Genomic DNA, 23,858 nt, shown 5'->3' on the forward strand with positions numbered 1-23,858 from the left:
GGGCGCCTCTCTTGTCCGTCCTGCCCGTCCGGGTGGCTCGGGGTCTGGGGTCTGTCAGGGTACGGGCTTGGGCAGCGGCCTGCCGTACCAGAGCTCGATCAGCCGGGCCGCGATCGAGATGCCGTACGGGGGCAGCACCTCGCCCGACGCGAAGGCGGCGGTCAGTTCGTCCCGCGAGAACCAGCGGGCCTCCTCGATCTCCTCGCCGTCCACGGTGATCTCCGGCGAGGTCGCGCGCGCCATGAAGCCCAGCATCAGGCTGGACGGGAACGGCCAGGGCTGGCTGGCGATGTACTCGACGTCGCCCACCTTGACGCCCGCCTCTTCCCAGACCTCGCGGCGGACTGAGTGCTCGATCGACTCGCCGGGCTCGACGAAGCCCGCGAGCGTCGAGAACCGTCCTTCCGGCCAGTGGACCTGGCGGCCGAGCAGCGCGCGGTCGTGCTCGTCCGTGACCAGCATGATCACCGCCGGGTCGGTGCGCGGGTAGTGCTCGGCGCCGCAGGCGGGGCAGCGGCGGATGTGCCCGGCGGCGGCGATGGCCGTGCGCTCGCCGCAGCGCGAACAGAAGCGGTGCAGCCGCTGCCAGTTCTCCAGCGCCACGGCGTGCACCATCAGGCTCGCGTCGCGCGGCGAGAGCAGCAGCCCCGCCTCGCGCAGGCCCGCGGGGCGCGCGGACTGGTCCATGCGGCCGGGCAGGGCGTCCTTCTGCAGCGCGAAGTAGCTGACGCCGTCCTCGTCGGTGCCGAGGAAATAGCGGTGGGTCTCGGTGACCGGGGCCTCGAATGCGGGGGTCGTGACCAGCTCCGTACGGCCGTCGGGGGTGTCGTCGATGAGGGCCTGACCGCCGGAGACCACGAAGACGCGGGTCGTGGGGTGGCTCCAGGCCGCGGCGAGCCAGGCCTCGTCGAGGCGGTGGTGGGCCGCGCGGTCGATGCCGCTCGGTGCGGTCAGCGACAGGGGCCGGTCGGCGGTGCGGTCGGTCCAGGTGGTCACGAGTGCTTCCAACTCCCCCGATGGGATCGGTGCTCGGCAGATGGTGCGAGGCAGTGGCGTTCCGTGGGCCTCACGCGGGTTCGGCGCGGTGGGGCGGACGCCAGGTGTCGGCGAGGTCGCCCCACAGGTAGGCGGTGGCTTCGACGCCCTTGAGGAGCAGGTCGAGTTCGACCTTCTCGTTCGGCGCGTGCCAGCCGTCCGACGGTACGGAGACGCCCAGGAACAGCACGGGCGCGCCGAGTACGTCCTGGAGGTCGGCGGCCGGTCCCGAGCCGCCCTCGCGGGTGAAGCGGATCGGCTGGCCGAAGGCGCGGCCCATGGCGCGGGCGACGGACTGGAGCGCCGGGTGCTCCAGCGGCGTCAGGCAGGGGCGGGTGGCGCCGCTGAAGGTGAGTGTGTGCCGGATGCCGGGCGGGATCCGCGCGGCCGTCCAGTCGCGTACGGCCGCTTCGATGTGCCGCGGGTCCTGGCCCGCGACCAGCCGGAAGGAGAGCTTCAGGAACGCCGAGGACGGGATGATCGTTTTGCCGCCCGCGCCCTGGTAGCCGCCGCCGATGCCGTTGACCTCGGCGGTGGGGCGGGCCCAGACGCGCTCCAGGGTCGAGTAGCCGTCCTCGCCGTGTGCCGCGTACGACTTGGCCGTGCGCAGCCAGGCGTCCTGGTCGAAGGGGAGTTCGGCGAAGAGTTCCCGCTCGCGGTCGGTGAGCGGGGTGATCCCGTCGTAGAAGCCGGGGATCGCCACGCGCGCGTGGTCGTCGTGCAGGGCAGCGGCCAGGCGCGCGGCGGCGGTCGCCGGGTTGGGGACGGCGCCGCCGAACGAGCCGGAGTGGATGTCCTGGTCCGGGCCGCGCAGCTCGATCTCGCACTCGACCAGGCCGCGCATGCCGGTGCAGACGGTGGGGGTGGTCTCGGACCACATACCGGTGTCCGACACGATCGCGACGTCGGCGGCGAGGCGGTCGGCGTGCTCTTCGACCAGGGCGCGGAAGTGCGGGGATCCGGACTCCTCCTCGCCCTCGATCAGCAGCTTGAGGTGGACGGCGGGGGTGGTGCGTCCGGTGGCGGCGAGGTGCGCGCGCACTCCCAGGGTGTGGAAGAAGACCTGGCCCTTGTCGTCGGCCGCGCCGCGCGCGTGGAGGCGGTCTCCGGCGGTCACCGGTTCAAAGGGGTCGGTGTCCCAGCCGTCCTCGCGGGCCGCGGGCTGTACGTCGTGGTGGCCGTAGACCAGGACGGTGGGCGCGTCCGCGTCGTCGGAGGGCCATTCGGCGAAGACGGCGGGCGCTCCGGGCGTCTGCCAGACCTCGGCGGTGGGGAACCCGGTCTCTTTCAGCTTGGCGGCGAGCCAGTCGGCGCTGCGTCGCACGTCGGGCGCGTGCTCGGGCTGGGCGGACACGGAGGGGATGCGCAGCCAGTCGGCGAGGTCGTCGAGGAAGGCGGGGCGGTGGGTCTCGATGTACGCGCGGACGGCGCTGGCCGTGCGGGCCGCGTCGGCCGCACCGACCGCGCTGACCCCGTTGACCGCGTTGTCAATGGGCTGGCTCATGGTTCCGAGCCTATCCGGCTGCTGGGGGCGGCTTGTCGCCCGGTTCGGCCAGGTCCTGTCTCCCCGGTCTCCCCGGTCTCCGCGGGCTGATCCGCGGAGACCGGGGAGGCCGGGCCTAGCAGGATGCGTTCGAGGCCCGCGCGGTCCGGCAGGTTCGCGGGCCGTACGGTCTCGCCGCTGCGTACGTGGACGAACGCGGCCCGGACCGCCTCCGGGGGCAGGCCGTGCTGTTCGGCCCAGGCCAGCCGGTAGACCGCCAGCTGGAGCGGGTCGGCGGATTCGGCGGGGCCGGTCTTCCAGTCGACGATCTCGTAGACCGCGCCGGACTCCTCGACCGCGCCGGACTCCTCGACCGCGCCGGGCTCCTCGACCGCGCCGGGCTCCTCCGCGCGGTAGACCGCGTCGATGCGGCCCCGGATGACGCGGCCCGCGATGGTCAGCTGGAACGGCGCCTCGACACGGTACGGGGTGCGGTGGGCGTAAGGGGTGCGCTCGAAGGCCTCCTTCAGGGTCTCCAGGTCCTGCTCGTCGGCGATCTCGGATGTGCTGCCGGGCAGGTCGTCGGGGGGCAGCAGGGGGAGTTCCAGCGCCTCGAAGCGGGACTCCACCCAGGCGTGGAACCGGGTGCCCCTGCGGGCCGCGGGGCGGGGCGGCTTGGGCATGGGGCGGGCCAGTTCGCGCGCGAAGTCGTCGGGGTCGGCGGCGAGGTGCAGGACCTGGGACGCGGTGAGGGTCGGCGGGACGTGGACCTCGCGGACGGCCTCGCGGGAGCGGTGCAGCTCGGCGGCGAGGGCCTCCAAGTCGCGATCCCAGGAGTCGAGGGTGCGGAGCTCTTCCGGGGTGAGGCGCTCCGGGGCCGCCTGCGCCGGTGGTTCTTCCGGCGTGAGCGGGTCGGGCTCGCTCGTGGGGTGCGGGATGGCCGGGGGGTCCGGGCGGTGTGCCGACCAGGTGTCCCAGGCGGTGGGGTCCTCGTCGGGTGTGTGCTCGGGTGCGTGCTCGGGATCGGGGGCGGGCTCGCTGGCGTACGGGTCCTCGTCGTCAGGGGGCGGCGGCCAGTCGGGGTCGTACGCGCCGTACGGGTCGTACGCGCCGTACGGGTCGTACGCGCCGTACGGGTCGTACGCCCTGTCCGCGCCGCCCGCCCGGTACGCGCCGCGCGTCGGGTCCCCGGCGTCGCGGGTCGCGGGGTGCGCCTGGTCGTGGGCGGAGGCGGGGGCGGGCTCAGGCCCGGAGCCGGTGGTGGTCGGCAGGCGGTCCAGGCAGGCCAGTACGGCGGCCGCCGCCGCGCGCCGCCGCGCCATCGACGCCGTGTCGAGCGGCAGCGGCCAGGCGTGCTCGGCGGCCGCCTCGCCCAGGGCGGGGTTCTCCTCGTCCGCTGCGGGTTCCTCGGCCCAGGCCTCGATCTCGCCGTGGCCCGCCGCGCAGTGGTCGTACAGGGCGCGCAGGAAGTCCGACGGGCCGCGGGGCTTCTTCTGGGACGGGCCCCACCAGTGCCCCGAGCCGAGCAGCAGGGACCGCGGGCGGGTGAACGTGACATAGCCGAGGCGGAGTTCCTCGGTGCGCTGGTGTTCCTTCATGGCCGCGTGGAAGGCCTTGAGGCCCTTGCTGTCCCAGGTCCCGACATCGGGCAGGGTGTCCGCGTCGCCGCGCAGCGCGTGTGGCAGGACCCTGGCCTGGGCGGTCCACTTCTCGCGGCCCTGGGTGCTCGGGAAGGTGCCGGTGACCAGGCCGGGGACGGCCACCACGTCCCATTCCAGGCCCTTGGCCTTGTGCGCGGTCAGCACCTTGACGGTGTTCTCGCCGCCCGGCAGGGAGCTGTCCAGGCCCTTCTCGTACTGGGCCGCCGTGCGCAGGAAGGCGAGGAAGGACAGCAGCGAGGCCTGGGCGTCCTGGGCGGCGAACGCGGCGGCGACGTCCAGAAAGTTCGCGAGGGTCTCGCGGCGGCGGGCGGCCAGGGCGTGCGGGGACGCGGAGAGCTCGACCTCCAGGCCGGTGGCGGACAGCACCCGGTGCAGCACGTCCATCAGCGGGTCGGCCAGGGAGCGGCGCAGGTCGCGCAGCTCGGTGGCGAGGCGGGCGAACCGTACGCGCGCGTCGGTCGAGAACGGCAGGCCGTCGTCGCCGTCGTCGCCGTCCAGGAAGGTGTCCAGGGCGTCGGCGAGCGAGATGATCTCGGACGGGTCGACGCCCTCGACGGCCTCGGCCAGGCGACGGTCCTGGGCAGCCTGCGGGTCGGCCTCCGGGTCGTCGTCGCCCACGCGTGTGTGCTGGACCAGGGACCGGGCGCGCCGCCCGAGCAGGGCCAGGTCGCGCGGGCCGATCCGCCAGCGGGGGCCGGTCAGCAGCCGTACCAGCGAGGCGTTCGCGCCGGGGTCCTGGAGCACTTCGCAGACGGCGACGAGGTCGGCGACCTCCGGGAGGTGCAGCAGCCCGGACAGGCCGACCACCTCGACCGGGATGTCGCGGGCGACCAGCGCGCCCTGGATCTGCGCGAAGTCGGCGGCCGTGCGGCACAGGACGGCGATCTCGCCGGGCGCCGTGCCGATGGCCACCAGGTGGGCGATGCAGTCCGCGAGCCAGTCGAGTTCCTCGGCGTGGGTGCGCAGCAGGGCGCAGCGCACGACGCCCTTCCGTTCGTCGCCGGGCGCCGGGCGCAGGGCCTCGACTCCCTCGTGCAGGGCGCGCAGCGGGGCCGCCATGCCGTTGGCGAGGTCGAGCAGGCGGCCGCCGCTGCGGCGGTTCTGGCTGAGTGCGTACCGGGCGGCCGGGCGGCCGTCGGCGTGCGCGAAGTGCTCGGGGAAGTCGTCCAGGTTGGCGACGGACGCGCCGCGCCAGCCGTAGATCGCCTGGCAGGGGTCGCCGACGGCGGTCACCGCGTGTCCGGTGCCGCCGCCGAACAGCGCGGCGAGCAGGATGCGCTGGGCGACGGAGGTGTCCTGGTACTCGTCCAGGAGGACGACGCGGAACTCGTCGCGGAGTATCCGGCCGACCTCGGGCCGGGTGCGGGCCAGGGTCGCGGACAGCGCGATCTGGTCGCCGAAGTCGAGCAGGTCCCCGGCGCGCTTGGCGGCGCGGTACCGGCCGGTGAGCTCGGCGAGCTCCAGGCGGGCGGCGGCGGCTTCGGGGACCTTGCGCAGGTCGGGGTTGCTGAGCTTGACGCCGTCCAGGGCGGCGAGCAGCTCGGTGTCGTAGGCGCGCAGCCGCTCGGGGTCGGTCAGGTGCTCGGCGAGTTCGCCGTCGAGTGTGAGCAGGTCGCTGACCAGGTCGGGGAACGAGCGGGTCAGTGCGGGGTACGGGCCCGGCGCCTCGCGCAGGACGCGCGCGGCGAGCTGGAAGCGGGTGGCGTCGGCGAGCAGCCGGGTGCTGGGCTCCAGGCCGATGCGCAGGCCGTGGTCGGTGAGCAGGCGGCCCGCGAAGGCGTGGTAGGTGGAGATGACCGGCTCGCCGGGCGGGTGGTCGGGGTCGATCGCGTCGGGGTCGGTGACCCCGGCCTTGACCAGTGCGGTCCGTACCCGCTCGGCCAGCTCGCCCGCCGCCTTGTTGGTGAAGGTGAGGCCGAGTACCTGCTCGGGGGCGACCTGTCCGGTGCCGACCAGCCACACCACGCGCGCGGCCATCACCGTGGTCTTGCCGGAACCGGCTCCGGCCACGATGACCTGCGGGGCGGGCGGCGCGGTGATGCAGGCCGTCTGCTCCGGGGTGAACGGGATGCCGAGGAGTTCTTTGAGCTGCTCGGGGTCGGTGATGCGTGCGGACACCTCAGAGAGGCTAGCGGCGGCCACTGACAACCGGGTCCCGCCGGGTCGCCGGTGGCCGCTGTGACAAGCCGGGCCAGGCCTGGCTCCGGCCGTGTCAGGAGCCCTTGATGACGGCCTTCGGGTCGGTGACCTGGTCCGCGGGCGGGGCGGTGACCTGGAACTTCTTGCCGAACTGGGAGAGCTTCAGGGTGCTCGGACCGGATCCGCCGGTGCTGTCGATCTTGACGAAGTACGGTTCGCCCTCGGCCGCGATGTGGAAGGTGACCTTCTCGCCGTTCTCCCCGTCCTTGACGAGGGTGGCCGTCTTCGTGCCGTCGACCTCGGAGTCGTCGCCCCGCTTGGCGTCCTTGAGGTCGGAGGCCTTGAACATGGCGTCCAGGTCGCAGGTCGCCGCCGTCTGCTCTTCGGGGGCCTTCAGCCACTTGCCCTTGGTCTTCTTCGCGGCTTCCTCGCTGCCCAGGACGCGCTCGCGGTAGGCGTCGCCGCCCCTGGTGTAGGAGGCCTTGTCCACGGCGATCAGCTCGACCTTGCCGAGGTCCGCCATGTTCATGGTGCCCTTGCAGACGCCCGTCGCGGCGACCTCGTAGTTGACCTGGCTCTTCTTGCCGTTCTCGGTCGCCTCGATGTCGATCTTGAGGGACCCCGCGCCGCTGGTGGCCTTGCTGGCCTTCTCGGCGATGTCTTCGGCGCTCATCCCGGCGAACGGGCCCTTGTCGTCGTCGCCGCCGAACACGCCGCTGGAGCAGCCGGTGAGGCCGACCAGCGCGGCCACGGAGACCACCGCCGCCGTCAGGTATCTCCGGTGGGCTGCCATGTGTTTCTCCTCGCCGATACGTCAGTAACCTCGGGAACTCTACGGGTGCGGACGGCGTGCGCCTGCTCCCCGCCCGCCCCATGTGAACGGCGTCACCCGGCTCGGGGTCACTCCACGACGTGGCGGCCTTCGGGCCGCGCGCTGCACGAGGCGCGGAAGGCGCAGTGCGTGCAGTGCTGCCCGGTGGCGGGGGTGAAGCGCTCGTCGAGCACCTTGCCGGCGGCGGTGGCCAGCAGCTCGCCGACCCAGTCGCCTGACCCTGGTTCCAGGGGCTGCTGGGGCTGCACCTTGGGCAGGGTGTCGCCGCCGTCCCGCTGGGCGGCGCCCTGGCGCAGCTGCACCAGCTCCGCGCCGCCCGGTTCCGGTCGGCGTCCGTCCAGGAGCGCGTCCAGGGCGCCCTCGCGGACGGCCAGCTGGTAGACGGCGAGCTGGGGGTGGCGGGCGACGTCGGCGGCGGTCGGGGCGTTCTTGCCGGTCTTGAAGTCGACGACGTAGGCGCGGCCTTCGGCGTCGGTCTCGACCCGGTCCATGGAGCCCCGGATGCGCACCTCGTACTCGCCCGCGCCGAGCGTGACGTCGAAGTCGTGTTCGCTGGTGAGCGGGGTGCGGCCCGCGCGGTCGCTCACATGCCACCGAAGGAAGCGTTCGAGCGCTACGCGCGCGTGGTCCTTCTCCTGTGCGGACTTCCAGGGGGCGTCGAAGGCGAGCGCGTCCCAGACCGAGTCCAGGCGCTCCATCAGGACGGCGAGGTCGGCGGGCGTGCGTCCGGACGCGACCTCGTCGGCGAGTACGTGCACGACGTTGCCGAAGCCCTGGGCGGCGGTCGCCGGGGTGTCCGCCCTGACCTCGCGGCCCAGGAACCACTGCAGGGCGCAGGTGCCCGCGAGCTGGTCCAGGGCGCTGCCGGAGAGCGCGACGGGGCGTTCCCGGTCCCGTAGCGGGACTTCGTTGTGGGTCGGCTCGTGCATGCCCCACCAGCGGTACGGGTGCGCGGACGGCACGAGGGGGCGGCCCTCGTCGTCGCTGAGCGCGGCCAGCCGGGCCAGGCGCTGCGCGGCGGCCTCGCGGAGCGGTTCGGAGACCCTGGGGTCGACGGTGGTGGCGCGCAGCTCGGCGACCAGCGCGGCGACCGACAGCGGGCGGCGCGGACGGCCGGTGACGTCCTTCGGTTCGACGCCGAGTTCGGTGAGGAAGCGCGAGGGCTGGTCGCCGTCGTCGGCCGAAGCCTTGACCGCGGTGACGACCAGGCGTTCACGCGCGCGTGTGGCGGCGACGTAGAACAGGCGGCGCTCCTCGGCGAGCAGGGCGCCGGGGGTGAGCGGCTCGGCGAGGCCGTCGCGTCCGATCCGGTCGGCTTCGAGCAGCGAGCCGCGGCGCCGCAGGTCCGGCCACAGGCCCTCCTGGACGCCCGCGACGACGACCAGGCGCCACTGGAGGCCCTTGGCGCGGTGCGCGGTCATCAGGCGTACGCCGTCGGGGCGTACGGCGCGCTGGGTGAGGGTGTCGGCGGCGATGTCCTGGGCCTCGACCTCCGCGAGGAAGTTGAGCGCGCCGCGGCCGCCGGTGCGCTCCTCGGCGCGGGCGGCGGTCGCGAACAGGGCGCACACCGCGTCGAGGTCGCGGTCGGCGTTGCGCCCCGCCGCGCCGCCGCGGTGTGCGGCGCGCTGGAGGCGGCTCGGCCAGGGGGTGCCGTTCCACAGCTCCCACAGGGCCTCTTCGGCCGTGCCGCCCCCGGCGAGCAGGGCGCGCGCCGTGCGCAGCAGCTCGCCCAGCCGCCGCGCCCCGCGCGCGTAGGCCGGGTCGTGCGCGGCCAGCCGCTCCGGCTCGGCCACCGCTCGGGCGAGCAGTTCGTCGGACGGCGGCGGCACCCGGTTGCCCGCGGCCCGCTCCTCCTCGCGCAGGGCCCGCCCCAGCCGCCGCAGGTCAGCGGCGTCGAGACCGGCCAGCGGGGAGGCGAGCAGCGTGAGCGCGGTCTCGGTGTCGAGCCACGCCCGCCCGGCAGGGTCCACGGCGGGCCCCACGGCGGGGTCCGCGGGCGGCTCGGGGGCGGCCAGCCCGTCCGCGAGCGGCTCGGGGGCGGCCTCGGCGGCGGCGCGGAGGGCCGTCAGGAGCGGGGCGACGGCGGGTTCGTGGCGCAGCGGCACGTCGTCGCCGTCGATGTCCAGAGGCACGCCCGCCGCCGTGAGGGCACGCCGCACCGCCGGTATCGCGCGGCCGCCGGCGCGCACCAGGACGGCCATCTCGCGCCAGGGAACGCCGTCCTCCAGGTGGGCGCGGCGGACGATGTCCGCGATGTCGTCGAGCTCGGCGCCGGCCGTGGGGTAGGTGTGGACCTCGACGGTTCCGCCGTCCCTGACCGGGGTCAGGTCCCGGTGGCGGCGCACCTGCTCGGCGGGCAGCCTGCTCATCGGCATCCGCCGGGTGACCAGGCGGGTCGCGGCCAGCAGCCCCGCGCCCGCGCGCCGTGACACGGTCAGCGCCTCGACTGGCGCCGGGCTTCCGTCCGCGCGCCGGAAGTCCCGCGGGAAGTCCAGGATGCCGTTCACGTCCGCGCCGCGGAACGCGTAGATCGACTGGTCCGGGTCGCCGAACGCGACCAGCGTCCGCCCGCCGGTCCCCATCGGCCCCGTACCCGTACCCGTGTCTGTCTCCGCGCGCGTGCCCCGCCGTCCTCGTGTGCTGCCGGTCAGCGCGTGCAGCAGGCGCACCTGGGACGGGTCGGTGTCCTGGTACTCGTCGACGTACACCGCGTCATAGCGCGCGGTCAGCTGCGCGGCGACCTCGGGGCGGCGCGCGAGCAGCACCGCGCGGTGCACCAGTTCCGCGTAGTCCAGGACGCCCTGCGCGTCGAGTACGTCCAGGTACTCGGCCAGGAAGGACGCCGCCGCGCCCCAGTCCGGGCGTCCTGTGCGGCGGGCGAAGTCGGCCAGCGCCCCCGGTCCGAGGCCCAGCTCGCGGCTGCGCGCCAGCACCGCGCGCACCTCGTCCGCGAACCCGCGCGTGGTCAGGCACGCGCGCAGCTCGTCCGGCCAGCGCACGCGCGCGTGGCCGTCCTCGGCCAGCTCCAGCTGACCGGCCAGCAGCTCCCGTACGACGACGTCCTGCTCCGGGCCCGACAGCAGCCGCAGCGGCTCGACGAACAGGTCGGCGTCCTGGTGGGCGCGTACCAGCGCGTAGCAGAACGAGTGGAACGTGGTCGCCTGCGGCGCCGACGCCGCCCCGATCCGCACGGCCATCCGGTCCCGCAGCTCGACGGCCGCCTTGCGACTGAACGTGAGCACCAGAACGCGCTCCGGGTCCGTACCCTTGGCAATCCGCGCGGCCACGGCTTCCACCAGTGTGGTGGTCTTACCGGTGCCCGGACCGGCCAGGACCAGCAGCGGGCCGTCCGCATGGTCAACCACGGCGCGCTGCCCCGCGTCCAGACGAGGGGGGCTCTCCGGAACCGGCGGGGTACGCACCAGCCGGTACGCGCCGGGGTTCCCCTGCCGTATCGAGGGGCGCGGCAGGCGCCGAGTGGAAGTTGAGGAGCTCACGTGGTTCGCGTCCTGGTGGGTGTGCTGGGTGGGTGCGACGTGACCGCCGGGTGCGACGCTACGCCAGTCGACGGGTCGGGCGCGGGGCTTCGCCGCATCGCGCGGCGCATCGCCCGGAACGTCGCGCGGCGCATCGCTCGTACGGGCCACCGGTCGCCCGTACGGGGGCGGGATGGCGGAAGCTGTCATATGTGAGCCTGCTGCCCCGCGCCGCCGCCGTCCCAGCGCGCCCGCCGCATGTCGATGCGGTGTCCGCCGTCGCCTGTGGTGCGCAGCGGGGTGGCCTCGGCGCGGTAGTGCTCCAGGGCGCGCCGCTCGTTGCCGGGCAGCGGCACGCCGTCGGCCCGGACCACGCGCCACCATGGCACGGCCCCGCCGTACAGCGCCATCACCCGCCCCACCTGCCGTGGGCCGCCGTCGCCGAGCCACTCGGCGATGTCTCCGTACGTCATGACACGCCCGGCCGGGATCAGCTCCGCGACCTCCAGGACGCGATCCGCGTACTCCGGCAGTCCAGGCGGCTCCGGCCCGCGATTTTCGCTCATCTGGCCTATCTTGCCGCAGCCTCGCCGGGGATTCTCCGGTGTGGCGCGCGGCACACCGCGCCGCTCGCGCGCCCCCTCGGGGCCACGTCCGGCGAGCGGTCGTGCCACCATCGTGCGGGCGGTGACTGGTGATACGAAAGCAAAAAGAGACAGAACGCACACAGGAGGGGCGCACTCGCGACGGCGAGCGCACTCCTGACGCTCTGTCGCGCCCAGACCCGCCCGAGCCCCACCCGGCGGACAGGCCCGTCGACCAGGTAGACCGCGACGAGCCGCTGCTGCCCGCCCGCGTGCACCGCCCGTCCGACCTGATGCGGATGTTGGTCGGCATCCTCGGCATCGCCCTGGTGCTGGCCATCGCCGGATTCGCCCACGGCACCGCCGCGGGCCTCGAAGAGGACATCACCAAGGGCACCGGACGGGCCCCCGACCTGCTCAGCAAGTTCGCCGGTCTGGCCTCCAGCATCGCGGTGCTGCTGGTCCCGGTGGCCTTCGCGATCGAGCGGCTGATCAAACGGGACGGGCTGCGCATCGCCGACGGCGTGCTCGCGGCCGTACTCGCGCACGGCGTGACGCTCGCCACGGACCTGTGGGTGACCGAGAGCGCCCCGGCCGCGATCCAGGACGCGCTGACCCAGCAGTCGCCGACCGGCGCCGTAGGCGAGCTGACCGCGCCGGTGCACGGCTATCTCGCGCCCGTCATCGCCTATATGACGGCCGTCGGGATGGCCCGCAGGCCGCGCTGGCGCATCCTGCTGTGGACGGTGCTGCTGCTGGACGCCGTGTCGATGCTGATCGTCGGCTACACCACGCCGTTCTCGATCGTCCTCACGGTGCTGATCGGCTGGACCGTCGCCTACGGCACGCTGTACGCGGTCGGCTCCCCCAACGTCCGGCCCACCGGACAGAACCTCCTGGCCGGGCTGCGCCACGTCGGCTTCCACCCGGTGAGCGCGGTACGCGCCGAGGACCTGCCGCAGGCGCCCGACCTCGGCGACCGGGGCAGGCGGTACTTCGTCACCCTGGAGGACGGGCCGCCGCTGGACGTCACCGTGGTGGACCGGGAGCAGCAGGCGCAGGGCTTCTTCTACCGGGTCTGGCGGCGGCTCACGCTGCGCGGCATCACCACCCGGCGCAGTCTGCAGTCGCTGCGCCAGGCCCTGGAGCAGGAGGCGCTGCTCGCGTACGCGGCGATCGCGGCCGGCGCCAACGCGCCCAAGCTGATCGCGACCTCCGAGCTGGGCCCGGACGCGGTCATGCTGGTGTACGAGCACCTCGGCGGCCGCTCCCTCGACCAGCTGGGCGACGACGAGCTCACCGACGGGCTGATGCGCGACACCTGGCGACAGGTGGCGGCGCTGCAGTCGCGGCGGATCGCGCATCGCAGGCTGGAGGGCGACGCGATCCTGGTGGATCGTTCCGGCAAGGTGATCATCACCGATCTGCGCGGCGGCGAGATCGCGGCGGGCGACCTGCTGCTGCGCATGGACACCGCCCAGCTGCTGACCACGTTCGGGCTGCGCACCGGAGCGGAGCGCGCGGCCGCGGCGGCGGTCGCGGTGCTCGGCCCCGACACGGTCGCCGACTGTATGCCGCTGCTCCAGCCGCTCGCCCTGTCCCGGAACACCCGCGCCACGCTGCGCAGGCTGGGCCGCGAGCGGGCGCAGCGGGAACGCGAGGCGGTCCTGGCGGCGGCCAACCGGACCAAGCAGGCACGCGCCGACGAGCACGGCGCCCTCGACCGCAAGGCCCTGAAGGCGGAGAAGCAGGCCGAGAAGCGGGCCATGGACGCGGCGCTGAGCGAGGCCCGCGAGGAGGACCTGCTCACCCAGATCCGCCACCAGGTGCTGCGGATCAAGCCGCAGGCGCCGGTCGAGCCCGCCCAGCTGGAGCGGATCAAGCCGCGCACCCTGATCAGTTTCATCGCCGGCGCGTTCGGCGCGTACTTCCTGCTCACGCAGCTGACCGACATCGACTTCAACGAGCTGTTCGCCGAGGCCAAGTGGGGCTGGGTGGCGGCCGCGGCGGGGTTCTCGGCGCTGACGTACTTCGCCGCGGCGCTGAGCCTGCTGGGCTTCGTACCGGAGCGGGTGTCGTTCCTGCGCGCGGTGGCCGCGCAGGTCGCCGGGTCGTTCGTGAAGATCGTGGCGCCCGCGGCGGTCGGCGGCGTGGCCCTGAACACGCGCTTCCTCCAGCGCGCCGGAGTGCGCTCCGGGCTCGCGGTGGCCAGTGTGGGCGCGTCGCAGCTCTTCGGGCTGGGCTCGCACATCGTGCTGCTGCTGACCTTCGGCTATCTGACCGGGACCGAGAAGACCCCGGACTTCGCGCCGTCCCGTACGGTCATCGCCGGGCTGCTGACCGCCGCGGTGCTGGTGCTCGTGGTGACCGCGATCCCGTTCCTGCGGAAGTTCGTGGTCACTCGGGTGCGGTCGCTGTTCGCTGGTGTGGTGCCGCGCATGCTCGACGTGCTGCAGCGGCCGCAGAAGCTGCTCGCCGGGATCGGCGGGATGCTGCTGCTGACCGGCCTGTTCGTGATGTGCCTGCACGCCTCGGTCAAGGCGTTCTCCACCGAGGGCACGGTGTCGCTCAGTCTCGCCAGCGTCGCCGTGGTGTTCCTCGCGGGCAACGCGCTCGGGTCGGCGGCGCCGACGCCCGGCGGTGTGGGCGCGGTCGAGGCGACGCTGACGTTCGGCCTGGTCGCGGTCGGGCTGCCCAAGGAGGTCGCGGCGCCCGCGGTGCTGCTGTACCGGCTGCTCACGCTGTGGCTGCCGGTGCTGCCGGGGTGGCTGTTCTTCAACCATCTGACCCGCAAGGGCGCACTGTAGCTTCATACGATTCCCATCGCATCCGCGAGGAGCATCGCCCAGTCTTCCTTGCAGATGCGATGTCGACGTGCCTACATTGCCGCACATGCGGTCCTACACCACACAGCAGGCGGCCCGGCTGCTCGGCGTCAGCCCGGACACCGTCCGGCGCTGGGCCGACGCCGAGCGGATCCCGACCCGCAGGGATGACACGGGCAGGCGGCTGATCGACGGACCGGACCTGGCGGCGTACGCCGTCACGCTCGCGCGGCAGACGGACGAGGGCGACGACGAGCCCTACACCTCCGCGCGCAACGCCTTCCCCGGAATCATCACGGCCGTGCGGCTCGGCGATGTGGCGGCCCAGGTGGAGATCCAGGCCGGTCCGCACCGGCTGGTCTCGCTGCTGACGCGGGAGGCCGTGGAGGAGCTCGGGCTCGAGGTCGGGATGGAGGCGGTGGCGAGGGTGAAGTCGACGAATGTCCATATCGACCGCGCGTGACCAGTACCGCGCGTGACCAGTACCGCGCCTGATCGGGGAGTCCCCATGCGCCGCACCATCGTCGCCGTTCTGGCGGCCGCCGCCCTGTTGCCGTCGCTCGCCGCGTGCGGCGGCCAGCGGAACGCCGGGGCGGACGGCGCCGACGGCATCCGGCTGACCGTGCTCGCCGCGGCTTCGCTCACCGACGTGTTCAAGGCGGCGGGCGCGGCGTACGAGAAGGAGCACCCCGGCACGAAGGTCGCGTTCTCCTTCGCGGGCTCGCAGGAGCTGGCCGCGCAGGTCCGCCAGGGGGCCCCGGCCGACGCGCTGGTCACCGCCGACACCGCGACGATGGACGGGCTGAAGTCCGAGACGGGCCCGGCGACCGTGATCGCGCGCAACCGGCTCACGCTCGCCACCGCCTTGGGCAACCCGGAGCGGATCACCGGTGTCTCCGACCTGGCCAGGAGCGGGCTCAAGGTCGTACTCGCGGCCCCCGAGGTGCCCGTCGGCCGCTACAGTCGGCAGATCCTCGACGCGCAGGGCGTCGACGCGCGGCCCGCGTCGCTGGAGCCGAGCGTCCGGGCGGTGCTGAGCAAGGTGGCGCTCGGCGAGGCGGACGCCGGGATCGTCTACGCCACCGACGCGGCGGCCGCCGGGGGCAAGGTCTCCACGGTCGCCGTCCCCGACGACCAGAACGCGATCGCCTCCTACCCGGCGGCCACCCTCACCGGCTCCCGGAACACCGACGCCGCGGCCGACTTCGTGACGTGGCTGTCATCCGACACGGCCCAGCGGCTGCTGCGTGACGCGGGGTTCCAGACCCCGTGACCGCCAAGGCCCGCGTGTCCCGCACCGCGCCCCGCCCATCCCGTACGCGGGGCCGTACGCGGGGCCGGGCGCGCGGCCGGGCGCGGCACCGGGCGCCGCTGGCGCTCGCGCTGCCGGGCGTGCTGGCGGTCGTCTTTCTCCTCCTGCCGCTCGCGGGCGTGCTCGCCGGAGCCCCCTGGCACTCGCTGCCGAAGCGGCTGACCTCGCCCGAGGTGACCGAGGCGCTGGGGCTCTCGCTGGTGGTGTCCGGGTGGGCGCTGGGGCTCTCGCTGCTGCTCGGGGTGCCGCTGGCGTGGCTGCTGGCCCGCGTGGAGTTCCCCGGCAAGGCGCTGGTCCGGGTCCTGGTGATGCTGCCGATGGTGCTGCCGCCGACGGTCGCCGGCGTCGCCCTGCTCCAGGGGTACGGACGGCGCGGCCTGCTCGGCCCGTACCTGGCCGACCTGGGCGTCACGCTGCCGTTCTCCACGGCGGGCGCGGTCGTCGCGTCCTCCTTCGTGTCGATGCCGTTCCTGGTGATCAGCCTGGAGGGGGCGATCGCCTCCCTGCACGAGCGGTACGAGGAGACGGCGCTGTCCCTGGGCGCGTCACCGCTGCGGACCTTCCGCACGGTGACCGTGCCGATGGTCGCGCCCGGACTGATCGCGGGCGCGGCGCTGTGCTGGGCCCGTGCGCTCGGGGAGTTCGGCGCAACGATCACCTTCGCCGGGAACCTGCCCGGCACGACCCAGACGCTGCCGCTCCAGGTGTATCTGCTGCTGCAGAACGACCCGGACGGCGCGGTGGCGGTCTCCCTTCTGCTGCTGGTGGTCGCTACGGCGGTACTGGTGGCCCTGCGGGGACGCTGGCTCGGCGGCGGGACCGGGCGCGGCGGCCGTGGCGGGGGGCTGGCTGACGCTGGCGGCGGGGCGGGCGCCACGCCCCGTACGCACGGTGAAACGAACGCGACCGCCGACGAGTTCCACGACCCCGCCACCGGATCCACGGCCGAGTCCGCGGCCGGTCCCGCCGCCCAGGCCGAGCCGGGCACGGCCGACACCAACGCCGACACCGACGCCGACGCCGACACCGACGCCGACGCCGACGCCGACGCCGACGGCTGGCCGCTCACCGCCGACGTCACCGGCCACACCCAGCTGTCGCTCGCCGCGGCCCCCGGCACCACCATCGCCGTCGTGGGCCCCAACGGCGCCGGGAAGACCACCCTGTTGCGCGCCCTGCTCGGCCTCACCCCGCGCGCCGACGCCCGCCCGCTGCGGCTCGGCTCGCTCCGGGTCGACGGCCTCCCCGTGCACCGTCGCCAGATCGCCTGGGTTCCGCAGGACGGCGCCCTGTTCCCGCATCTCACCGCCCTCGCCAACACCGCCTACGGGCTGCGCGCCCAGGGCGTGCCCAAGCGCCACGCGCGCGAAGCGGCACAGGGCTGGCTCGACCGGCTCGGCGTCGGCCATCTCGCGCACCGCAGGCCCGGCGAGCTGTCCGGCGGCCAGGCCCAGCGCGTGGCCCTGGCCCGAGCCCTGGCCGCGCGCCCCCGCCTGCTGCTCCTGGACGAACCGCTGGCCGCGCTCGACCAGACGACACGGGCCCGCGTACGGCACGCCCTGCGCGCGCATCTCGGCGCGTTCCCCGGCGTCTGCCTGATCGTGACCCATGACCCGGTGGAGGCGGTGTCCCTCGCCGACCGGGTCCTCGTACTGGAGGACGGCCGCCCGGTCCAGTACGCCGAGACCCCCGAGGTCGCCCGGCACCCCGGCTCCCCCTGGGTGGCCCGGATGCTGGGCCGCAACGCCTGGCCCGGCACGGTACGCGCGGACCGCCTGGAACTGACCGGCGGCGGCCAGCTGGTCATCGCCACCGCGCGCGACGAGAGGTTCGCGGACGGCTCACCCGCGATGGGCGTGGTCGGCCCCGAGGCGGTGTCCGTGCACCGCGACCGCCCTTCGGGCAGCCCGCGCAACGTATGGCGGGGTGTGGTCCGCGAACTCGCCGCCCACGGCGGCCGCCTGCGCGTACTGGTCGACGCGGTCCCGGAAGTCGTCGCGGAGGTCACCCCGTCGGCGGCCGCGGAACTGGGCCTCGCGGAAGGCGTCGAGGTCTGGGTGAGCGTAAAGGCCACCGAGATCACCCTGGTCGCCCTCTAAGCCCCCACCCGGCCCCGCACCCGCGCTCGGAGTCCGGGCTCACGCCCAGGCTCCGGGCACGCGCTCGGCCCAGCACCCGCACCCGGCCCCAGGCCCGCCGTGCGGGCGGAACCCAGGGATAACCCTTACGGCCGTCGCCCCGCGCGTCCCGCCAGGCGCGCCCGCAGGATGGAGCCATGCCGACCCCGCCGCCGCCCGCACCGGCCCCCGCACCGGCCCCCGCGCCCCGCCCCCGTACCGCCGTCCTGGCCGCCGCGCTCCTGCTGTCGCTGACCGCCGCCCTCACCGCCTGCGGCGACGACGGGCCCGGCGACCTGCCGTCCCAGAGCCTGTCCTGGAAGGAGTGCCCCGCGCCGGACTCGGCGCAGGGCGGCGGCGAGGCCCCCGAGCCGCTGCCCGCGGGCGGCGAGTGGCAGTGCGCCACCATGAAGGCCCCGCTGGACTGGGGCGAGCCCGACGGCGACACGATCGACATCGCCCTGATCCGGGCTCAGGCGCGGCGGGAGCAGGACCGCATCGGCTCCCTGGTGTTCAACTTCGGCGGCCCCGGCGGCTCGGGGGTGGCCACCCTGCCCGCCTTCGGCGAGAGCTACGCCAAGCTGCGCTCCCGCTATGACCTGGTGAGCTTCGACCCGCGCGGGGTCGGCCGCAGCGCCCCGGTGACCTGCGAGGACGACGAGCAGCTGGACGCGCTCAACCAGGAGGACGCGACACCCGACGACAGCACCGAGGAGAAGACCCTCATCGAGGGCGTACGGGACTACAGCGAGGCCTGCGAGAAGAACTCCGGCAAGGTCCTGCCGTACGTCCGCACCACCGACGCGGCACGCGACATGGACCTGATGCGCCAGGTACTCGGCGACGACAAGCTGCACTACTTCGGCATCTCGTACGGCACCGAACTCGGCGGCGTCTACGCCCATCTGTTCCCCGAGAACGTCGGCCGCGCCGTGTTCGACGCGGTCGTCGACCCGACGCAGACGCCCGAGCAGGCCTCGCTCGGCCAGGCCAAGGGCTTCCAGCGGGCCCTGGAGAACTACGCCGAAGACTGCACGGCACGGGTCGACGACTGCCCGGTGGGCGACTCCGCCCAGGATGTGCAGGACCGTATCTCCCAGCTCCTGGACGACCTCGACGCCTCCCCGCTGCCCGGCAGCGGGGAGCGCGAGCTCACGCAGACCGCCGCCACCAGCGGAATCGCCCAGTCGCTGTACTCGGAGGACTTCTGGGAGTACCTGACCGAGGGCCTTGAGCAGGCGTACGACGGCGACGGCCGCATCCTGATGACGCTCTCCGACGCCCTGAACGGCCGCAACCCGGACGGCACCTACAGCAACATCCAGGCCGCCAACACGGCCATCAGCTGCGCGGACGCCAAGGCCCGGTACACCGTCGCCGACGTGAAGGCGAAGCTCCCCGAGTTCCGCGCGGCGTCACCGGTCTTCGGCGACTACATGGCGTGGGGCATGCTCGGCTGCTCCGGCTGGCCGGTTGACGGCGCCGCCGACCACCCCGACGTGAGCGCCGACGGCTCGGCGCCGATCCTGGTCATCGGGAACACCGGCGACCCGGCCACCCCGTACGAGGGCGCGCGGAAGATGGCCGAGGCGCTGGGCGAGAAGGTGGGGGTCGAGCTGACCTACCGGGGCCAGGGGCACGGCGCGTACGACAGCGGCAGCAGCTGCGTCCAGGACGCCGTGAACGGCTATCTGCTGGACGGCGAGACCCCGTCGCCCGGAACCGTCTGCACCTAATCCCGCACCCACCGCGCCGTAAGATGATCGGACCGGCCATCGAGGGGGCAGTCGTTCATGACGGACAACGCGAGCGCGACAGGCGCGACGGGCCGGTCCCGCCCGGTGCGGCCGGTACGGGGCCTGCGCGCCGCCGCCGCGGCGCTCGCGGCGGCCGTACTCGCCGTGGGCTGTACGGGCGGCGACGCCTCCAGCGGCGGGGAGAGGGAGAAGGGGACGAAGCCGGGCACCAGCTCGGCGGCCAAGCCCTCCGCGGACGGCCGGACGGCCTCGAACCTGCCCGCCGCCCTCACCGGCCAGAAGCTGGACTGGGGCCGCTGCGAGCCGCCCGAGTCCCCCCAGCGATTCCAGGACCGCTGGGAGTGCGCCACGATGCGGGCGCCCCTGGACTACGACCAGCCCGACGGCGACGTCATCGGCATCGTCCTGATTCGCACCAAGGCCACCGAGCCGTCCGGCCGCATAGGCTCGCTGCTGCTGAACTTCGGCGGACCCGGTGGCTCGGGAGTCGAGCGGCTGCCGCTGTTCGGCCCCGGCTACAAGAAGCTCAACACCCGCTATGACCTGGTGAGTTTCGACCCCCGCGGGGTCGCCGCCAGCCGGGGCGTGCACTGCCGCACGGACGCCGACACGGAGCAGGCGTACACCGAGGTCGACCTGACCCCGGACACGCCCGCCGAAGAGGCGGCGTACTTCAAGGACGCCGCGGACTTCGGCGCGGGCTGCGCCCGCGAGTCGGGCGAGGTACTGGGCCACATCCGCACCACCGACGCGGCACGCGACATGGACCTGATGCGCCAGGTACTCGGCGACGACAAGCTGCACTACCTCGGTTTCTCGTACGGCACCCAGCTGGGCGGCGCCTACGCCCACCTCTTCCCTCAGAACGTCGGCCGGATGGTCCTGGACGCCGTGGTCGACCCGAACGCGGACATGGTCGGCCACGCCAAGCACCAGACCAGGGGCTTCCAGCGGGCCCTGAACAACTATCTGAAGTCCACCGGCGCGAACCCCGAGACCGGCACCCGCGAGATCGCCGACCTGCTGGCCCGCGTCGACCGCGAGCCGCTGCCGGCCTCGGACGGCCGCGAGCTGAACGAGAACCTCGCCACCACCGGCATCGTCCAGGCCCTGTACTCCCCGCACTACTGGCCGACGCTGACCAAGGCCCTGGACGCGGCCCGCGACGGGGACGGCAGCTCGCTCCTCAAGCTGGCCGATCAGTACAACGACCGTGACTCCCTGGGCCGTTACGGCACCGCGCAGCACTCTCAGCGGGCGATCTCCTGCTCCGACACCAAGCAGCGCCCGACGCCCGCCGAGGCCAGGAAGCTGCTGCCCGAGTTCGAGCGGATCTCCCCGGTGTTCGGGCCCTTCCTGGGCTGGGACACGGCGGGCTGGTGCCATGAGTGGCCGGTCGAAGGGGAGCACGACACCACACGGGTGAGCGCGCCCGGCGCCGCCCCGATCCTGGTCATCGGCACGACCGGCGACTCGGCCACGCCGTTCGAGGGCTCCAGGACGATGGCCGCCGAACTCGGTGACGGCGTCGGCGTCCACCTCACCAACAAGGGTGAGGGACACGGCGCGTACGGCAACAGCCTCTGTGTGAACGACACCGTAGACGGCTATCTGCTCGACCACGAGATCCCCGAGGACGGCAAGGTCTGCGGCTGACCCGCGACGCCGCGCCACTCGAAAACCCCAGCTCACACCCTCAGCTCACACTCCCAGTTCACCCTCAGTTCACACTTCAGCTCGTACCCTCAGTGCACACCTCAGCCGAAAGCAGGAGCAGGCATGCCCATCCGCCCATCCATACGCACGGGGGCAGCCGCCCTCCTGGCCGCCGCCCTGCTGGCGGGCTGTACCGGCGGATCGGATGACCCCGAAGCCACCTCCACCGACTCCACGTCCGCGTCCGAGTCCAAGCCCAAGTCCGGGTCCGGCTCCGCGTCCGGCGCCAAGCCCGAGCTCAAGTGGACCGACTGCCCCGCCCCGTCCGTCGCCCAGGGCGGCGGCGAGGCCCCCGGCGAGGACTGGCAGTGCGCTGCCATGAAGGCTCCGCTCAACCACGAGAAGCCGGACGGCGAGACCGTCGACGTCGCGCTGATCCGCAAGCAGGCCACGGGCGGCCAGGGCGAGCGCATCGGCTCGCTGGTCTTCAACTTCGGCGGCCCCGGCGCCTCGGGAGTCGCCACCCTGCCGCTGGCCGCCGAGGAGTACGACACCCTGAACGAACGCTACGACCTGGTGAGCTTCGACCCGCGCGGGGTGGGCGAGAGCGCCGCCGTCGACTGTGTGGACGACAAGGAGATCGAGAAGCAGGCCGCCGCCGACGAGGGTCCGCCGCGCACCGAGGCCGAGATCAGCGAGGGCCTCGCGGAGAACAAGAAGAACTTCGCGCAGTGCGAGAAGCGATCCGGCAAGGTGCTGCCGTACGTCCGCACCACCGACACGGCCCGCGACATGGACCTGATGCGCCGGGCGCTCGGCGACGACAAGCTCAACTACTTCGGCATCTCCTACGGCACCGAACTCGGCGGCGTCTACGCCCACCTGTTCCCCGAGAACGTCGGCCGTACGGTCTTCGACGCCGTCGTGGACCCGACCGCGGACACCGTCGCCGGGGCGCTCAGCCAGGCCAAGGGCTTCCAGCTGGCCCTGGACAACTATCTGAAGTCGCCAGGACCGCACGCCTACCCGACCAGCGAGGACGTCGCGGCGCTGCTCAAGCGCCTGGAGGACGAGCCGCTGCCGACCGACGACGGCCGCAAGCTCACCCACGGCCAGGCGTTCACGGGCATCGCCGCGTCGCTGTACTCGAAGGAGTCCTGGCAGTACCTCACCCAGGGGCTGACCGAGGTGATGACGGCGGGCACCGGCAATGTGCTCCAGCTGCTCGCCGACTTCTACAACGGCCGCGACGAGCAGGGTCGTTACGACAACAGCAACGAGGCGGGCGCCGCGATCCGCTGCGCCGACTCCAACGAGCGCCTCACGGTCGACGACGTGAAGCGACGCCTGCCGGAGTTCACGCGGGCGTCCCCCGTCTTCGGTGAGGCGCTGGCCTGGAGCCTGATCGGCTGTACGGACTGGCCGGTCGACGGGGAGCGGAAGACCCCCGAGGTGAGCGCCGACGGCGCCGCCCCGATCGTGGTCATCGGCAACACCGGCGACCCGGCGACCCCGTACGAGGGCGCGCAGAAGATGGCCGACGCGCTCGGTGACGGCGTCGGCATCCATGTGACCGTCAAGGGCGAGGGCCATGGCACGTACGGCGTGAACTCCTGCGCCACCAAGCTGGTCGACCGGCATCTGCTGGACGGCGAGGCCCCGGCCGACGGCAAGACCTGCTCGTAGCGGGACGCGGTACGACGAAGGGTCCGGCCCCCATCCCGCGGGGGCCGGACCCTTCCGTTCAGCTCAACGAACCGCCGAGGCTGCCGAGGCTCAGTAGATCGGCTTGTCCGGCTCGATCTGGTTGACCCAGCCGATCACGCCGCCGCCCACGTGCACCGCGTCGGCGAAGCCCGCGGACTTGAGCACCGCGAGGACTTCCGCGGATCGGACACCCGTCTTGCAATGCAAGACGATCTTCTTGTCCTGCGGCAGGTCCTGGAGGGCGTTGCCCATCAGGAACTCGTTCTTGGGGATCAGCCGGGCGCCGGGGATCGAGACGATCTCGTACTCGTTCTGCTCACGGACGTCGATGATTTCGATCTTCTCGTCCGTGTCGATCCACTCCTTGAGCTGCTTGGGAGTGATCGTCGAGCCGAGCGCCGCCTCCTGCGCCTCGTCCGACACGACGCCGCAGAAGGCCTCGTAGTCGATGAGCTCGGTGACGGTGGGGTTCTCGCCGCAGACCGCGCAGTCCGGGTCCTTGCGTACCTTGACCTGCCGGTACTGCATCTCCAGGGCGTCGTAGATCATCAGGCGGCCGACCAGCGGGTCGCCGACCCCGGCGAGCACCTTGATCGCCTCGGTGACCTGGATGGAGCCGATGGAGGCGCAGAGCACGCCGAGTACGCCGCCCTCGGCGCAGGACGGGACCATGCCCGGCGGCGGGGGCTCCGGGTAGAGGCAGCGGTAGCAGGGGCCGTGCTCGCTCCAGAAGACGCTGGCCTGACCGTCGAAGCGGTAGATCGAGCCCCAGACGTACGGCTTGTTCAGCAGCACGCAAGCGTCGTTGACCAGGTAACGGGTGGCGAAGTTGTCCGTGCCGTCGACGATCAGGTCGTACTGCCCGAAGATGTCCATCACGTTGTCGGCCTCAAGCCGCTCCTCGTGAAGGATCACGTTGACGTACGGGTTGATGCCGAGGACCGAGTCCTTGGCGGACTCGGCCTTCGAGCGGCCGATGTCCGACTGGCTGTGGATGATCTGGCGCTGCAGGTTCGACTCGTCGACCTCGTCGAACTCCACAATGCCCAGGGTGCCCACACCGGCCGCGGCCAGGTACATCAGGGCGGGCGAGCCGAGGCCGCCGGCGCCGACGCACAGCACCTTGGCGTTCTTCAGCCGCTTCTGCCCGTCCATCCCGACATCCGGGATGATCAGGTGGCGGGAGTACCTGCGGACCTCGTCGACGGTGAGCTCAGATGCTGGCTCGACCAGGGGTGGCAGCGACACGGGGGCTCCGTTGGTCGGTATTCGGA

At 73.3% G+C, this 23,858-nt stretch carries 14 protein-coding genes; 7 read left to right on the forward strand and 7 right to left on the reverse strand.

The window, feature by feature from the left end:
• Positions 1-54 precede the first annotated feature (54 nt).
• The 6 genes from nudC to ACX6XY_RS08045 form a co-directional block, all read right to left on the reverse strand.
• On the reverse strand, positions 55-996 hold the full coding sequence (gene nudC, locus ACX6XY_RS08020; protein ID WP_460327859.1) for an NAD(+) diphosphatase: 942 nt from the start codon (positions 994-996) through the stop codon (positions 55-57).
• Positions 997-1,066: 70 nt separating this feature from the next.
• On the reverse strand, positions 1,067-2,539 hold the full coding sequence (locus tag ACX6XY_RS08025) for a dipeptidase (protein ID WP_460327860.1): 1,473 nt from the start codon (positions 2,537-2,539) through the stop codon (positions 1,067-1,069).
• The gene (locus ACX6XY_RS08030; protein WP_460327861.1) at positions 2,536-6,297 is read right to left on the reverse strand and encodes a UvrD-helicase domain-containing protein; all 3,762 of its coding nucleotides are present in this window, start codon (positions 6,295-6,297) and stop codon (positions 2,536-2,538) included. The genes ACX6XY_RS08025 and ACX6XY_RS08030 overlap by 4 nt, the downstream gene beginning before the upstream one ends.
• A gap of 94 nt (positions 6,298-6,391) precedes the next feature.
• The gene (locus ACX6XY_RS08035; protein WP_460327862.1) at positions 6,392-7,111 is read right to left on the reverse strand and encodes a hypothetical protein; all 720 of its coding nucleotides are present in this window, start codon (positions 7,109-7,111) and stop codon (positions 6,392-6,394) included.
• A 107-nt stretch (positions 7,112-7,218) separates the two neighbouring features.
• Entirely contained in the window at positions 7,219-10,647 is a 3,429-nt protein-coding gene (locus tag ACX6XY_RS08040) for an ATP-dependent helicase (RefSeq protein ID WP_460327864.1), read from the reverse strand.
• A gap of 185 nt (positions 10,648-10,832) precedes the next feature.
• Positions 10,833-11,192 (reverse strand): MGMT family protein, encoded by a 360-nt coding sequence (locus ACX6XY_RS08045; RefSeq protein WP_460327865.1) that lies wholly within the window; start codon positions 11,190-11,192, stop codon positions 10,833-10,835.
• Positions 11,193-11,320: 128 nt separating this feature from the next.
• Here ACX6XY_RS08045 and ACX6XY_RS08050 point away from each other — a divergent pair, with 128 nt between their 5' ends.
• The 7 genes from ACX6XY_RS08050 (at position 11,321) to ACX6XY_RS08080 (ending at position 22,563) form a co-directional block, all read left to right on the forward strand.
• Complete coding sequence (locus tag ACX6XY_RS08050; RefSeq protein ID WP_460327866.1) at positions 11,321-14,017, forward strand: lysylphosphatidylglycerol synthase domain-containing protein; 2,697 nt, start codon at positions 11,321-11,323, stop codon at positions 14,015-14,017.
• 85 nt (positions 14,018-14,102) lie between these two features.
• The gene (locus ACX6XY_RS08055) at positions 14,103-14,498 is read left to right on the forward strand and encodes a TOBE domain-containing protein (RefSeq protein ID WP_460327867.1); all 396 of its coding nucleotides are present in this window, start codon (positions 14,103-14,105) and stop codon (positions 14,496-14,498) included.
• Positions 14,499-14,543: 45 nt separating this feature from the next.
• Positions 14,544-15,308, forward strand: a complete 765-nt coding sequence (gene modA, locus ACX6XY_RS08060; RefSeq protein WP_460327868.1) for a molybdate ABC transporter substrate-binding protein — start codon at positions 14,544-14,546, stop codon at positions 15,306-15,308.
• Entirely contained in the window at positions 15,305-17,446 is a 2,142-nt protein-coding gene (locus ACX6XY_RS08065; RefSeq protein WP_460327870.1) for an ABC transporter permease, read from the forward strand. Before modA ends, ACX6XY_RS08065 begins: the two co-directional genes overlap by 4 nt.
• A gap of 176 nt (positions 17,447-17,622) precedes the next feature.
• Positions 17,623-19,200, forward strand: a complete 1,578-nt coding sequence (locus tag ACX6XY_RS08070) for an alpha/beta hydrolase (RefSeq protein ID WP_460327871.1) — start codon at positions 17,623-17,625, stop codon at positions 19,198-19,200.
• A gap of 57 nt (positions 19,201-19,257) precedes the next feature.
• Entirely contained in the window at positions 19,258-20,877 is a 1,620-nt protein-coding gene (locus tag ACX6XY_RS08075; RefSeq protein ID WP_460327872.1) for an alpha/beta hydrolase, read from the forward strand.
• Positions 20,878-21,000: 123 nt separating this feature from the next.
• Complete coding sequence (locus tag ACX6XY_RS08080; RefSeq protein WP_460327874.1) at positions 21,001-22,563, forward strand: alpha/beta hydrolase; 1,563 nt, start codon at positions 21,001-21,003, stop codon at positions 22,561-22,563.
• Between the two features lie 90 nt (positions 22,564-22,653).
• Here the strand turns inward: ACX6XY_RS08080 and moeZ are convergent, their stop codons facing one another.
• Entirely contained in the window at positions 22,654-23,832 is a 1,179-nt protein-coding gene (gene moeZ, locus ACX6XY_RS08085; protein ID WP_460327875.1) for an adenylyltransferase/sulfurtransferase MoeZ, read from the reverse strand.
• Positions 23,833-23,858: the final 26 nt, after the last annotated feature.

This window comes from Streptomyces sp. O3 (genome assembly GCF_054788135.1).

Bases quoted from the DNA above. Each gene is read 5' to 3' on its own strand.
- ACX6XY_RS08075 (WP_460327872.1), top strand. From the start codon at position 19,258: ATGACGGACAACGCGAGCGCGACAGGCGCGACGGGCCGGTCCCGCCCG.
- ACX6XY_RS08080 (WP_460327874.1), top strand. From the start codon at position 21,001: ATGCCCATCCGCCCATCCATACGCACGGGGGCAGCCGCCCTCCTGGCC.
- ACX6XY_RS08070 (WP_460327871.1), top strand. From the start codon at position 17,623: ATGCCGACCCCGCCGCCGCCCGCACCGGCCCCCGCACCGGCCCCCGCG.
- ACX6XY_RS08045 (WP_460327865.1), bottom strand. From the start codon at position 11,192: ATGAGCGAAAATCGCGGGCCGGAGCCGCCTGGACTGCCGGAGTACGCG.
- ACX6XY_RS08035 (WP_460327862.1), bottom strand. From the start codon at position 7,111: ATGGCAGCCCACCGGAGATACCTGACGGCGGCGGTGGTCTCCGTGGCC.
- ACX6XY_RS08055 (WP_460327867.1), top strand. From the start codon at position 14,103: ATGCGGTCCTACACCACACAGCAGGCGGCCCGGCTGCTCGGCGTCAGC.
- modA (WP_460327868.1), top strand. From the start codon at position 14,544: ATGCGCCGCACCATCGTCGCCGTTCTGGCGGCCGCCGCCCTGTTGCCG.
- ACX6XY_RS08025 (WP_460327860.1), bottom strand. From the start codon at position 2,539: ATGAGCCAGCCCATTGACAACGCGGTCAACGGGGTCAGCGCGGTCGGT.